This window comes from Methylophilaceae bacterium (assembly GCA_018398995.1).
In the GTDB taxonomy this organism is placed as follows: Bacteria; Pseudomonadota; Gammaproteobacteria; order Burkholderiales; family Methylophilaceae.
Window position 1 is genome coordinate 1,821,649 of sequence record CP073759.1, and the last position, 13,136, is coordinate 1,834,784.

General features: G+C 42.7%; 14 protein-coding genes and 1 other RNA gene. 4 read left to right on the forward strand and 11 right to left on the reverse strand.

Annotated features, from left to right (window positions below):
- The first annotated feature begins 42 nt into the window (after positions 1-42).
- On the forward strand, positions 43-1,455 hold the full coding sequence (locus tag KFB94_09145) for a sodium/proline symporter (protein QVL45382.1): 1,413 nt from the start codon (positions 43-45) through the stop codon (positions 1,453-1,455).
- A 68-nt stretch (positions 1,456-1,523) separates the two neighbouring features.
- Here KFB94_09145 and KFB94_09150 read toward each other — a convergent pair whose 3' ends face one another.
- From KFB94_09150 to guaB, 6 genes are all read right to left on the reverse strand, one after another.
- Positions 1,524-2,066 carry a YaeQ family protein gene (locus KFB94_09150; GenBank protein QVL45383.1) on the reverse strand — a complete coding sequence of 181 codons (543 nt, stop codon included), beginning with the start codon at positions 2,064-2,066 and terminating at the stop codon, positions 1,524-1,526.
- 1 nt (position 2,067) lies between these two features.
- On the reverse strand, positions 2,068-3,666 hold the full coding sequence (locus KFB94_09155; GenBank protein QVL45384.1) for an ABC-F family ATPase: 1,599 nt from the start codon (positions 3,664-3,666) through the stop codon (positions 2,068-2,070).
- 64 nt (positions 3,667-3,730) lie between these two features.
- A complete protein-coding gene (locus KFB94_09160; protein ID QVL45385.1) occupies positions 3,731-4,333 on the reverse strand; it encodes a nitroreductase family protein in 603 nt (200 codons plus the stop codon).
- A 12-nt stretch (positions 4,334-4,345) separates the two neighbouring features.
- Positions 4,346-4,843: a GreA/GreB family elongation factor gene (locus KFB94_09165; GenBank protein QVL45386.1), complete on the reverse strand. Its 498-nt coding sequence runs from the start codon at positions 4,841-4,843 to the stop codon at positions 4,346-4,348.
- Positions 4,843-6,462 carry a glutamine-hydrolyzing GMP synthase gene (gene guaA, locus KFB94_09170; protein QVL45387.1) on the reverse strand — a complete coding sequence of 540 codons (1,620 nt, stop codon included), beginning with the start codon at positions 6,460-6,462 and terminating at the stop codon, positions 4,843-4,845. Before guaA ends, KFB94_09165 begins: the two co-directional genes overlap by 1 nt.
- 82 nt (positions 6,463-6,544) lie before the next feature.
- Entirely contained in the window at positions 6,545-8,005 is a 1,461-nt protein-coding gene (gene guaB / locus KFB94_09175) for an IMP dehydrogenase (protein QVL45388.1), read from the reverse strand.
- Between the two features lie 188 nt (positions 8,006-8,193).
- On the opposite strand from guaB, the gene KFB94_09180 reads away from it, so the two are divergent.
- On the forward strand, positions 8,194-8,700 hold the full coding sequence (locus KFB94_09180; GenBank protein QVL45389.1) for a DUF4124 domain-containing protein: 507 nt from the start codon (positions 8,194-8,196) through the stop codon (positions 8,698-8,700).
- A gap of 9 nt (positions 8,701-8,709) precedes the next feature.
- Here KFB94_09180 and KFB94_09185 read toward each other — a convergent pair whose 3' ends face one another.
- Together KFB94_09185 and KFB94_09190 are read right to left on the reverse strand one after the other, a co-directional pair.
- Positions 8,710-9,042: an RnfH family protein gene (locus KFB94_09185; protein ID QVL45390.1), complete on the reverse strand. Its 333-nt coding sequence runs from the start codon at positions 9,040-9,042 to the stop codon at positions 8,710-8,712.
- Between the two features lie 3 nt (positions 9,043-9,045).
- Positions 9,046-9,489, reverse strand: coding sequence for a type II toxin-antitoxin system RatA family toxin (locus KFB94_09190; GenBank protein QVL45391.1), 444 nt, complete (start codon positions 9,487-9,489; stop codon positions 9,046-9,048).
- A gap of 59 nt (positions 9,490-9,548) precedes the next feature.
- Between KFB94_09190 and smpB the strand changes: the two genes are divergently transcribed.
- Positions 9,549-9,998 (forward strand): SsrA-binding protein SmpB, encoded by a 450-nt coding sequence (smpB, locus tag KFB94_09195; GenBank protein QVL45392.1) that lies wholly within the window; start codon positions 9,549-9,551, stop codon positions 9,996-9,998.
- Between the two features lie 4 nt (positions 9,999-10,002).
- Here the strand turns inward: smpB and KFB94_09200 are convergent, their stop codons facing one another.
- On the reverse strand, positions 10,003-10,842 hold the full coding sequence (locus tag KFB94_09200; protein QVL45393.1) for an NAD(P)H-hydrate dehydratase: 840 nt from the start codon (positions 10,840-10,842) through the stop codon (positions 10,003-10,005).
- 130 nt (positions 10,843-10,972) lie between these two features.
- On the opposite strand from KFB94_09200, the gene ssrA reads away from it, so the two are divergent.
- Positions 10,973-11,338: a transfer-messenger RNA gene (gene ssrA / locus KFB94_09205) on the forward strand.
- Between the two features lie 321 nt (positions 11,339-11,659).
- Here ssrA and KFB94_09210 read toward each other — a convergent pair.
- Both KFB94_09210 and KFB94_09215 read right to left on the reverse strand, forming a co-directional pair.
- Positions 11,660-12,142, reverse strand: a complete 483-nt coding sequence (locus tag KFB94_09210; GenBank protein ID QVL45394.1) for a type II secretion system protein — start codon at positions 12,140-12,142, stop codon at positions 11,660-11,662.
- A 644-nt stretch (positions 12,143-12,786) separates the two neighbouring features.
- On the reverse strand, positions 12,787-13,122 hold the full coding sequence (locus KFB94_09215) for a hypothetical protein (protein QVL45395.1): 336 nt from the start codon (positions 13,120-13,122) through the stop codon (positions 12,787-12,789).
- Positions 13,123-13,136: the final 14 nt, after the last annotated feature.

Here is a 13,136-nt window from a genome sequence, read left to right on the forward strand (position 1 = left end):
ATCAATACGCACTCAGTATAGCAATAACCACAACTCATATTCATGATGGTAACGGTCGCCAGTTTTATTGTTTTTCTCGGCATCTTTTTTATTATTGGTCTTGCTTCTGTTGCCAAAAGTAAAGGAACAAAAAGCGATTATTATTTGGCCGATCAATCAATAAGTCCACTAATGAGTGGGCTTTCTGCTGTGGCTACCAATAATAGTGGTTATATGTTTATTGGCGTAATCGGTTATACCTACACCGTAGGACTAGCGGCCATCTGGTTAATGATAGGCTGGATTATGGGTGATTTTTTAGCTTCTCTTTTCATCCATCAGCAATTGCATAGAGCAACAGTTAGAACGGGCGAGGCTTCATATACTGGTGTGTTAGCAAGATGGACTGGTGGCAATATGTTGATGTGGCGGCGTATTGCAGCCTTGTTAATCTTGATTTTCTTAGGTGCTTATGCAGCAGCCCAAATTTCCGCTGGCAGCAAAGCTTTGGAAGGGGTTTTAGGCTGGAACAAAACAATTGGAGCCTGGATGGTTGCGTTAATGGTGCTTTCTTATAGTGTGGCAGGTGGTATACGGGCGTCAATATGGACAGATGTAGCGCAAAGTGTTGTGATGCTAGCAGCTATGGTGGTCTTGGTATTGTCTGGCGTGATGGCGTTTGGTGGTGTTGCTAGCGTTATTCATGCATGGCAGGCAATCCCTGGCTATTTCGATTTGGCGCCGCAAAGTCTAGCGCTCCCTGGCTTAATGGGCATCGTTTTATTTTCACTTGGATGGTTGGTTGCTGGATTAAGCGTGATTGGACAACCACATATTATGGTCAGGTTTATGGCGTTGAATGACGCTAACAGTATCAATGTTGCACGTATTTATTATTATGGTTTTTTTATTCTTTTTTATGCTTTAGCAACAATGGCAGGCATGTTAGCGCGTCTACATCTGCCAGCACTTAATCAGCTGGATCCTGAATTGGCACTACCAACCATGGCAGTACAATTATTGCCACCAGCATTAGTTGGCGTCGTGTTGGCTGGGATTTTTGCTGCAACGATGTCAACGGCTGATTCGTTGGTATTGAGTTGCTCTGCCGTCATCACGCATGACTTATTACCACAGAGCGCAGAGCGGCAAATGACGATTAAATTAGTAACAGGGGCGGTTACTGGATTGGCATTGATGATTGCACTCTATGCGAGCAGTAACGTGTTTGATTTGGTCATCATGTCATGGTCTGTGATGGCGGCTGCCTTTGGTCCCATATTAATTTTATTTGCGCTGAATCGTCAGATGGTGGAAAGTATCGCCATTGTTGTGATGGCGATCGGTGTTTTGGTGGCCTTGTTATGGCGTTATGCCAACTTACACCACATGGTTTACGAAGGTTTGCCCGCTATGCTCATAGCATTATTGATAGGGTATTTACTTTCAAAAAAACAGCAAGCCACTATTCAATAACGAATCGTGAGTTACCTTAAAAAAGCCAATTCAAAAAAAACTTGGCTTTTTTAGTGATCGGTAACAGGCTAATCGCCTTTCAAAATATGTTGCTCGATGAGCACGCTATCTTGATGATTCATTAGCCATACTTGTCCATCTTGAATATTGCATTGTAACTGCATAGTACGTTCTGCAAGTTGAGCAATCGCTTGCGTGCAATGTTGAGATAAGTTAATAATGGTTAGATTCTTTGAGCGCAGTAATTGTTTTGCATTCTGTTCAAACCACATATTGGCCGCATTGCCACCATAACAGTAGACAATCACTTGCTTGGCTCTACCACAAGCCTTGCGAATTAGCCTTTCATCAGGCAAGCCAACATCAATCCATAACTCAATCGCGCCAGTTAAGTCTTTTTGCCATAAATCTGCCGATTCATCATCCGTCATCCCTTCGCCAAATGCCAAATATTCACTCGCATTTAGCGCAAAGCTTAATAAGCGCACCATCATGCGTTCATCGGTTTCTGACGCTTGACGCGAGAGCGTTAAGGCATGTTCAGCATAATAATGCCTATCCATATCTGCAATTTGCAGGCTTGCCTTAAATATGGTGGCTTTAATTGCCAAGTTATTCTAGGCCTTGGCTAGCAAGGTAATCTTCATAGTTGCCTGTAAAATCGACAATGCCATCGGGTTTGATTTCTAAAATTCGGGTTGCAATCGAGCTTACAAACTCACGGTCATGACTGACAAAGAAAAGGGTGCCGTTGTATTTATCTAAAGCGGTATTTAAAGCCTCAATCGATTCCATATCCATGTGATTAGTTGGCTCGTCCATTAGCAATACGTTGGTTCGCTCTAGCATGAGTTTACCGTATAACAAACGGCCTTTTTCGCCACCGGATAGCACTTTTACCGATTTTTTAGTTGCTTCGCTACCAAACAACAATCGGCCCAGCATACTACGCACAACGTTGTCATCATCACCTGGTTTGCGCCATTGTGACATCCACTCAAATAAGTCTTCACCCTTATTGAATTCGTATTCATGATCTTGTGCAAAATAACCAATATTGGCTTTTTCTGCCCATTTGACTGCACCATATTTTGGTTCTAAATCATTGGCTAGGCAGCGTAATAGTGTGGTTTTTCCAATACCGTTTTCACCAATAATAGCCACTTTTTCACCTGCTTCAAAAATCACTTCAAAGTCTTTAAATAAGTCTTTGTCGTCAAAGCCATGGCCTAGTTTTTTGAGTTCAACGGCATTACGATGCAGCTTTTCTTTTGCATCATATTCAAAACGAATAAATGGATACTGACGGCTAGAAGGTTTAAATTCCTCTACCTTAATTTTATCAATCTGTTTGGCGCGACTGGTTGCTTGTTTTGCTTTTGATGCATTCGCTGAAAAACGACGCACAAAGTCTTGTAAATCAGCAATTTGCTGTTTGGCTTTGGCATTGTCTTTTGCTTGTTGGTTACGCGCCGCAATGCTCGCTTCCATATAATCATCATAGTTGCCAGGATAAGAAGTAATCTTGCCGTAATCCATATCACATGTGTGTGTACACACTTGGTTTAAAAAGTGACGATCATGCGAAATAATGACCATGGTACAGTCACGATTATTCACCACATCTTCTAGCCAACGAATAGTATTAATGTCCAAGTTATTGGTTGGCTCATCTAGTAGCAACACATCTGGATTAGCAAACAAAGCTTGTACTAATAACACACGCAACTTCCAGCCAGGTGCCACTTCGCTCATTGGGCCATTATGTTGTTCGATGGGAATGCCAACACCAAGTAATAGTTCGCCAGCACGCGCTTCAGCTGTATAACCGTCATACTCGGCAAATACACCCTCCAGCTCAGCAGCTTTCATATAATCATCTTCAGTCGCCTCTAAATTTGCATAGATCGCGTCACGTTCGGTCATGGCTGCCCACATTTGTTCATGACCCATCATCACCACATCTAATACACGCTTATCTTCATAAGCAAACTGATCTTGACGCAAAAACGCCATGCGTTCATTGGAATCTAAAGAAATATTGCCACTGGTTGGCTCTAGCTCACCAGCCAAAATTTTCATAAAAGTGGATTTGCCACAACCATTAGCGCCAATCAGGCCATAGCGATTACCATCGCCAAATTTAACGGAAACGTCTTCAAATAGTGGCTTAGAGCCAAATTGCATGGTGATATTATTTGCGGTTAACATAAACTCTCTAAATTGATTAATATTTTAATTGGTTGAATTAAAAATCGATAAATTGAAATACATTTTAAAATTGATTACGGATAACAACCTCATCCATTGCTAATTGGCCGCCTCTAACGCGAGCTGGTTGAAGGGCTTTGCCAACCACAACAAACATTGTTGGTATATGATCTTGAGGTAAGTTCAATAATTGACTAACCGCATCAAAATCAAAGCCGTCCATTGGGCACGTGTCATATCCCATCTCTTTAGCAGCCAGCATAAGCGTCATCGCTGCCATGCCGCAAGAGCGCATGCCTTCATCGCGCTGCACTTGTACATTGCCTTGATAATAATTGCCAATGGCAGGCACAAGATAGTCTTGCACTGCTTTTGGTGCATTTGCCCAATAGCGTTCAGGCTGTTTTGCCCAAGCGTTCAAATCAGCAGTTAATACAATCAACAAAGAAGCTTCTTCTACTTGTGCCTGATTCCAACTAACAGCACGAATTTGCTGACGCAAGACAGGATCAGTAACCAGTACAAATCGCCAGTTTTGAATATTAAATGCTGTTGGGGATAGCATCGCTAATGACATTAATTGCTCAATTTCTTGTTCAGTCATTTTATGATCGGGATCATATGCTTTAATCGAGCGGCGTTCTACAATTGCTTCAGTTACGTTCATGTATTTTACTTCCTAGTAATTAATGTCAATAATTTCTAACTCTAAAAGGCCAGCAGGACGTTGCCAACGTACGCTATCACCCACTTTGCGGCCAATGAGTGCTTTGGCAATGGGAGAAACATAACTGACTTTTTGTTGTGCAATATCTGCTTCATCTTCACCAACAATATGAAATTGCAGCACTGCACCTGCTGCATCTTCTACTTTTACCGTTGCACCAAACAATACCGTATTTTTGTCTTGTTTTGTAGGGTCTACTAATACAGCGTGCTGTAATCGCATTGATAAGTACCGTAAATCACGATCAATGACAGCCAATCGTTGTTTTGCTGTTTCATTGTCTTTGTCATCAACTAAACTGGCGCGTTCTTTATCAAGTAACTTTGCCGAATCTTCCAACTGTTTCAGTCCAATAAGTGTTACATAATTGGTATGCTGACTAACTGGACGTTCTGGTAAATCCGTCCCTGCGTGTTCTAAATCATCTTCTTTAACAAAGCCGCGGCTCATTATTCCCACTCAATTGTCGCAGGCGGCTTGCCCGAAACATCATAGACAACGCGGTTGATGCCTCTTACCTCGTTAATAATCCGGTTAGATACTTTGCCTAATAAACTATATGGCAACTCAGCCCAGTGCGCAGTCATAAAGTCACTGGTGACAACCGCACGCAAAGCAACGACATAATCATAAGTGCGACCATCACCCATGACGCCCACCGATTTGACTGGTAAGAAAACGGTAAATGCTTGGCTGGTTAAATCATACCAAGTTTTACCCGTGGCTTTGTCGAATGTGTTGCGTAATTCCTCAATAAAAATGGCATCGGCTTGTTGCAACAATACAGCATAGTCACGCTTCACTTCACCTAAGATACGCACACCTAAACCTGGTCCCGGGAAAGGGTGGCGATACACCATGTCACGCGGCAAACCTAACGCAACACCAAGCTCACGCACTTCGTCTTTAAATAAGTCGCGTAATGGCTCCAGTAGTTTTAAACCAAGCTGTTCAGGTAATCCGCCTACATTGTGGTGGCTTTTAATCGTCACTGCTTTTTTGCTTTTTGCACCACCAGATTCAATAACATCGGGGTAAATTGTGCCTTGTGCTAAAAAGGTAGCGCCTTTATGGCCTTGACCACTGGCTTTGAGTTTAGCTGCTTCCGCTTTAAACACTTCAACAAATTCACCACCAATGATTTTGCGTTTGGCCTCCGGGTCACTGATACCTGCTAGCTTGTTCATAAATTGGTCGGCAGCATCAACACGAATTACTTTAGCATGCAGTTGACCGGCAAACATATCCATGACCATGTCGCCTTCATTTAATCGTAATAGGCCATGATCCACAAACACACAAGTGAGCTGGTCGCCAATCGCACGGTGAATAAGTGCCGCCGCAACGCTAGAGTCAACGCCACCCGATAAACCCAAAATCACTTCTTCATCGCCAACTTGTGCTTTGATATTTGCTACGGCTTCTGCAATATAGTCGCCCATTACCCAATCAGGTTTCGCTCCACAAATTTCCAAAACAAATCGCTCGAGTATGGCTTGGCCTTTTTTGGTATGCGTTACTTCTGGGTGAAATTGCACCGCATAAAACTTTCTCTCTTCATCTGCCATCGCAGCAAACGGGGTAGTTTCATTACTGCCAATTACTTTAAATCCAGGCGGTAAAGCGGTGACCTTGTCACCATGACTCATCCACACATCTAATAAACCATGCCCTTCATCATTGGTTTCATCTTGGATGTCGCGGAACAGGGCGGAGTGACCACGGGCACGCATTTGCGCATAACCAAATTCACGTTTGGCCCCAGCTTCTACTTTGCCACCCAACTGTTGTGCCATAGTTTGCATGCCATAGCAAATACCCAATACAGGTATGCCTAATTCAAATACGCTTTGCGGCGCTTTGTCGGTCTCTTCTTCATAGGCACTGGCATGGCTGCCAGAGAGGACAATGCCATCTGCGCCAAAATCACGAACAAAGTCATCTGCAACATCACAGGGATGAATCTCGCAATAGACGTTGGCTTCACGTATGCGTCGTGCAATCAATTGCGTAACTTGTGAGCCAAAATCAAGGATAAGAATTTTTGAATGCGCTATTATTGATGTCATATGCTGTAATTATGTCGTGCTGCTATATAAAAGTTTGGGCAAACAGCTGTCATAAACTGTTTGCCCAATATTAAGTTATAAATTAGTTAATACGGTAATTAGGCGCTTCTTTAGTAATCTGCACATCATGCACATGCGACTCTTGCATGCCTGCGCTAGTGATTTGTACAAACTCAGCTTTTTCACGCATTTCGGTGATATTTTTTGCGCCAACATAACCCATAGATGCACGCAAGCCGCCCATTAATTGGTGAATGACAGCAATCACACTGCCTTTATAAGGCACGCGGCCTTCAATGCCTTCAGGAACCAGTTTATCTGCATTGCCATTATTATCTTGGAAATAGCGATCGCTAGAGCCTTTTTTCATTGCACCAATTGAACCCATGCCGCGATAAGATTTATAAGAGCGTCCTTGGAACAACTCAACTTCACCTGGTGCTTCTTCTGTACCAGCGAACATCCCACCCAACATGACACTGTAAGCCCCTGCAGCAATAGCTTTTGAAATATCGCCCGAAAAACGAATGCCACCGTCGGCAATAAAAGGAACACCTGTGCCACGTAACGCTTTTTCTACGTTGGCAATGGCAGTAATTTGTGGAACGCCCACGCCAGCCACAATACGCGTGGTACAGATTGAACCAGGGCCGATTCCAACTTTTACACAATCGGCGCCTGCATCAACCAATGCTTTTGCTGCATCGCCTGTCGCAATGTTGCCGCCAATGACTTCAATATGTGGAAAATTCTTTTTTACCCACGCCACACGGTCAAGTACACCTTGCGAGTGGCCATGTGCAGTATCAACCACAAGTACATCCACACCCGCATCTGCCAATGCCGCTACACGTTCCTCCGTGCCTTCGCCCACACCGACTGCTGCACCCACACGTAGACGTCCTTGTGCATCTTTAGAGGCGTTGGGGTGGTCACTCGATTTTTGAATATCTTTGACAGTAATTAAACCTTTAAGCGTGTCATTGTCATCAATGACTAATACACGCTCTAAACGGTGACGGTGTAGCAGTTCAATCGCCTCTTCACGTGGCGCACCTTCTTTAACGGTCACTAAGCGGCTACGAGGTGTCATGATGTTGGTAATTGGTTGATCGAGATTGGTTTCAAAACGCAAATCACGGTTGGTTACAATACCAACAACTTTTTCATTATTAACCACAGGCAAACCAGAAATCTTATGCAATGCCGTAAGCTCTAGCACATCTCGAACTGTCATATGACTTTGAATGGTGACAGGATCGTTCACAATGCCAGACTCAAAACGTTTAACGCGAGAGACATGCGCTGCTTGTTTAAGGGGCTTCATGTTTTTATGAATAATACCTAAACCGCCTTCTTGCGCTAGAGCAATCGCGAAGGGCGCTTCGGTAACGGTATCCATCGCCGCTGAAGTCAGCGGAATGTTTAATCTGATGTTGCGGGTGAATTGAGTGCTTAGGTCAACTTCGCGCGGCATTACGATAGAATGCGCGGGAACTAATAAAACATCATCAAAAGTGAGAGCTTGTTGCAGCAAACGCATGAGTAATCCTTTAATTCCAAAACGCGATTATACAGAATTGGCGATAAAACGCATCAATTATCATTGCATAAGTTGCCATATTATTCGTCTATTTTATCGTGCTAAATTTATTTTTTATATTGTCAAGATAGCGATGCATGCTGTAATCTAGCCAATTAGATGAATGCGATAGCTTAAAAGGGTTTGCAATGAAATTAAAACAATTACTGCATTTAAGTGTAATGATTGTATTGGTCACGCCGATGTTGGTGGACGCACAAATTTATAAATGGAAAGATAAAAATGGCGTGACAGGTTATTCAGATAAGCCACCAACAGATGATGTGCAAGTTGATAAGGTAATATCCAGAGAACAAGGAAGCAAGTCAACATCACCAGCGGATAAAGCGCGTAATCTTGGCGGAACTAACAAACCAGGTAAAAATGCTGAAACGCAGCAAAAAGCCGAGGATGAAGCAGCCCAATTGCGTGCCCGTAATGCCGAAATAGAGAAGAAGAATAACGAAGAAAAAGCAGCGCAAGCAAGAATTAGAGCAACAAATTGTCAATCGGCTAAATCGGATTACCAAACATTTGCACAAGGTGGTCGTATTTTTCGGATGAATGAAAAAGGTGAGCGAGAGTATTTTGATGATGCGGCATTAAATGAGCGCAAAGCAAATGCGCAAGCAGCAATCCGACAATATTGCAATTAATTCGGCTCGTTATTCTGCTTCAGCAGGTGTGTCTCCTCCGCCTTTTTTCATCGCTTTCCCATCGGCAGCGCGTTGCTTTCTAACTTCTTTAGGGTCTGCAATCAGTGGACGATAAATTTCTACACGGTCTAAATGGCGCAACGGCGTCTCAAGCTTGATTAATTTACCAAAAATACCAACCTGATTAACAGTTAAATCAATTTCGGGGAATTTGGTCATAATGCCAGATACCTTAATGGCTTCTTCAGCAGTGATATCTGAAGCAACCTGCACAGGAATAATGAGCTGCTGGTGTGGTAAAGCATAAGCAACTTCTACGGTAATATGGTCGTTTTTTGGCAAAGGTTAATCCTTATTAGCGGGGTATATATTATCTGCACGTGTCACAAAACTATCAACAAAAGTGGTTGCAATGTGATTAAACACGGGTGATATTAATTTTTCAAGAAAACCATTGGCAAACTCATAATTGAGTCTAAATTGAATTTTACAGGCGTTTTCTCTTAATTCAATAAAGCGCCAATCACCTTCTAAATGTTTGAACGGACCATCTTTTAACGCAATATCCATGCTGATGGGAAACACTTTGCTGTTAATCGTCGTAAAGTTTTGTTTAATCCCGTGATAATTAATATGTAAGGTAGCGCTTGTCCTTACATCGGTGCGCTCATGCAAATCAATGCCACCACACCATGGTAAAAACTGTGGATAATCCTCGACACGATCAACCAAATTGAACATTTCTTGTGCCGAGTGCATCACTAAAACTGTTTTTTCTACCTTATTCATTAAAGCGTTCTATTTAAACTAGCGTAAAATACTTATTTTAAGCTATTTAGTGTTAACACATGAGCATTGCCCAAAATAAAAAAGCATTTTTTGATTATTTTATCGAAGAAAAATACGAAGCAGGTATTGTCCTAGAAGGCTGGGAAGTCAAGGCAATTCGCGATCACCGAGTGAATATTAAAGAAGCTTATGTGGTGATTATGCGCGGTGAAATTTTCTTAATCGGCTGTCATATTACGCCATTAGGTATGGCATCCACACACGTGCGTCCAGACGCTATTAGAACGCGTAAGCTATTGTTGCATAATGAAGAAATTGCCAAATTAATAGGCAAAGTCGAGCGGGCAGGTTATACCCTAATCCCATTGGATATGCATTACAGCAAAGGCCGCATTAAAGTGCAAATTGGCTTAGGCAAAGGAAAAAAACAGCACGATAAACGTGAGTCGATTAAGCAAAAAGATTGGGAACGTGACAAAGCGCGCATCATGCGAGCGCATAATAAATAATGCTTTATTGTTGATGTAGAGTTGTTAGCACTTGCGGTAGTAAGCTTGGTAAATCTTCTGCAATTAAACCCAATCCAAACAACGTTGCCGCTTGTGCATGCATCCACACCGCCGCACACGCCGCATCAAATGACAACATACCTTGTGCCATTAACCCTACTATCATGCCAGCCAACACATCCCCAGATCCGCCCGTGGCTAGCGTTGGTGGTGCATTTTCGTTAATGATAGTCCGCCCATCGGGCGCTGCAATCACTGTTTTATGGCCTTTTAACACCACAACTGCACCACAATCTACAACTGCTTGTTGCGCGCTGAGTACACGATTCTCTGTTAATGCAAATAAACGCTTAAACTCACCTTCATGTGGTGTGATTACGCAGTCAGCATGTAAATTCTTGATGAGTAAAGCGCTATTGCCACGAAATGCGGTAATCGCATCTGCATCGAGCACTACAGGCCGATTGGTCGCCAATAATTGTAGTGTATGCGCGCGTGTTTCATCATTTACACCTGCGCCAGGCCCAATTAAAAAGCTCGATATGCGTTGATCTTCAATCAGCTGATTAAATGTCCTAGCATCATCAAACGGCTTTACCATAATACTAGTCAAAGTATTGGCATAAATGGTAAAAGCCACTTGCGGAACCAGTATCGTAGTCAGCCCGCTTCCAATACGCGCAGCGGCTAATGCAGATAATTTTGCCGCACCTGTCATCGGATAACCGCCAACAATCGTTGTAAAACCACGTGTATATTTATTACTTTCTGCCGTTAACTTAGGCAGAGCATCTAACCAAAGCTTAGGATGGTTTTTTATGGCAGAGTCGTATGGTGTAGTCATGCTTCATATTTTAGGGCTAAACAGCATAAGATTCTAATAAAAAAAACTGTTGCAAAATTAAGCGTATAATATAGGGATTAGATACGTTAAATATGGACGTATTGATGAGTAAATGCAATTGCAACACACTGGGGCTGACTAGGTTTCGACGTGGGTTACAAAGCATGCAGGGCATACCGAGGGTTTCAGGTTTCCTCGTTAATCCATCTGGAAAAAGTATAGTCGCAAACGACGAAACTTACTCTTTAGCAGCTTAGGCCGCTAAACGTTGCTCTGGGGCTTTCCTCGCCCAGGCTAGGAAACTAGCAAGCAACGTCATATAGAGGAAATCGCACTTTATTGGGTTACTTAATATTGTGTTAAAACTAAGGTAACTCGCTTTACATTCGCTTGCTCGTTGGTGGGTGTACCGTTAAATTTAAACAACACAGCTAAGTATGTAGAACTGTCTGTGGAGGGCTTGCGGACGCGGGTTCGATTCCCGCCTGCTCCACCAACAATGAAAAAAGGCTACCCGTTCGGGGTAGCCTTTTTTCGTTGCTGAAGAGGCGGGGGAGGGATTAAGCCCGCCTTGGGTTCGCCTTGCTAATCACTGATTGCTTGGACGCTGAGTTTGCGCAGCTGGCAGCAGGCCGAGGTTTTTTGGGAGGTAACGCGAAAGCGGGGCATTGCCGCTGTCGTTTTATTTGCATCAATGGAGCCTGGGACTTTGGTAAATCAAACTGGCTTTGTGCGTGTGGGTGTTATGTTGGCTGGAAAATGGTGTGTAGCAGTGGGTCAAACTATTTTGATTGTGTTTAATACCCAATTTGTTAACTTAACAGCCAGTAATAACAGTTGTTATGGCTATTTGTTTGTTAGAAGATAGGGCGTAGGCGTCACGATAATCCACATAACAATTAGCCGGATCTGGAGCATTAGAAATAGTAAATCTAGTCGTTTGCGTGTTGGGGAGAGAAGCGGTAAACCCTGAATAGTTTATGTGACTATCTATTTGCCTACCACCTAATACATCACCTGCATCTAGCCATCCATAATTCAACATATAGTCAACTCCGTCAATAGTGGGGTGTGTAAGGCGAAGATTTATATTGCAAGTGGGTGTGACCATACATTTGGCATAAACTAAATTTGCGGTGGAGCGTAAACTACCTGCTAATTGATGCACAGAAGCAATGCGTGCTTCTGTGCCTAATCCAATAAACTTTGGTAGTGCAGTGGCAGCCAAAATCCCAAGCATGATGATGACCACAATCAATTCGATCAAGGTAAAACCTTTTTGATTAGGCAAAAACTTCATTACACTTTTCCATAAACATTCATATTATTTGTTCTGCTATCAATCACAAATACATTATTTTTTTGAAATGTTCAAAGAAGTATACTTTGATAACTGTGATGATTTGCATGGCTGGAACACTTTATATTTTCTTGGTTATGTTGTCTAACGGTTCGTTTATTGAAATATTTATATAGAGATACAGATTATTTTAAGATGAATTGGCTGTTGGCTTATCCCCTTCAAGTCCTGGAAAAGCAGAATAAAATAGGGGCCGTACCACAATTTAAATAGACGATGCCCCGTAGCCCAGTATGCATAAGCCTTCAAGAACAGTTCTTTAGAATGTTTATGGGATAAATTGATTGAATTTAATTGTAAAACTCAACCGCCACGTTCGCCATTTTGCCATAGTCCGCTTTCAACAAAGCGGCGCTCACTAAACGAGTCATATCGCCGCTGCCAGTACTACCGATCGTGTGACCCATGCCATTGCCCCAACAGCGACACAGCGCTTTAATGTCTATGCACGTTGGGCAGGTGAGGGCGCTAATCGCCCCTGGTTATGCTGTTTAATTTTTTGGTCAATCACTAAATGCTTGGACGCGAGAGCGTAGCATTGCCGCCGATCAGTAAAGTGCCAATTCAACACTAGTCAGATATTTTTAGATGATGATTTGTTTGTTGCACATGTCTTCATGAATCAGTTTGTAAACCGCTTCAATTTCGGCTTGCTCGCTTTGGTCGAGCTTTCCATCTTGGTTGGCATCTAAATGTGCAAATAGTTTCTCGGTGTTGCGCTTGTTGGCGCTTAAGTACTCTTCTTTGGATACTACGCCATCTTTATTGATGTCGTAGCTAGCAATGCTAAAGTCTGGGTTATTTTTATCGGCACAGCCTGAGTCGACATCACTTTTATGCGATTCGTTGTGGTTGGCCAAAGCCGAGAAAGATAAGCCAAGTGATAGGCATAATGCATTACATAACATCCAATATTTCATTGATAAACCCTTTC

What these genes read in the sequence shown, in the direction of transcription:
- KFB94_09145 (QVL45382.1), top strand. Translation starts at nt 43, where the DNA reads ATGATGGTAACGGTCGCCAGTTTTATTGTTTTTCTCGGCATCTTTTTT.
- KFB94_09155 (QVL45384.1), bottom strand. Translation starts at nt 3,666, where the DNA reads ATGTTAACCGCAAATAATATCACCATGCAATTTGGCTCTAAGCCACTA.
- KFB94_09160 (QVL45385.1), bottom strand. Translation starts at nt 4,333, where the DNA reads ATGAACGTAACTGAAGCAATTGTAGAACGCCGCTCGATTAAAGCATAT.
- KFB94_09165 (QVL45386.1), bottom strand. Translation starts at nt 4,843, where the DNA reads ATGAGCCGCGGCTTTGTTAAAGAAGATGATTTAGAACACGCAGGGACG.
- guaA (QVL45387.1), bottom strand. Translation starts at nt 6,462, where the DNA reads ATGACATCAATAATAGCGCATTCAAAAATTCTTATCCTTGATTTTGGC.
- guaB (QVL45388.1), bottom strand. Translation starts at nt 8,005, where the DNA reads ATGCGTTTGCTGCAACAAGCTCTCACTTTTGATGATGTTTTATTAGTT.
- KFB94_09180 (QVL45389.1), top strand. Translation starts at nt 8,194, where the DNA reads ATGAAATTAAAACAATTACTGCATTTAAGTGTAATGATTGTATTGGTC.
- KFB94_09190 (QVL45391.1), bottom strand. Translation starts at nt 9,489, where the DNA reads ATGAATAAGGTAGAAAAAACAGTTTTAGTGATGCACTCGGCACAAGAA.
- smpB (QVL45392.1), top strand. Translation starts at nt 9,549, where the DNA reads ATGAGCATTGCCCAAAATAAAAAAGCATTTTTTGATTATTTTATCGAA.
- KFB94_09200 (QVL45393.1), bottom strand. Translation starts at nt 10,842, where the DNA reads ATGACTACACCATACGACTCTGCCATAAAAAACCATCCTAAGCTTTGG.
- KFB94_09210 (QVL45394.1), bottom strand. Translation starts at nt 12,142, where the DNA reads ATGAAGTTTTTGCCTAATCAAAAAGGTTTTACCTTGATCGAATTGATT.
- KFB94_09215 (QVL45395.1), bottom strand. Translation starts at nt 13,122, where the DNA reads ATGAAATATTGGATGTTATGTAATGCATTATGCCTATCACTTGGCTTA.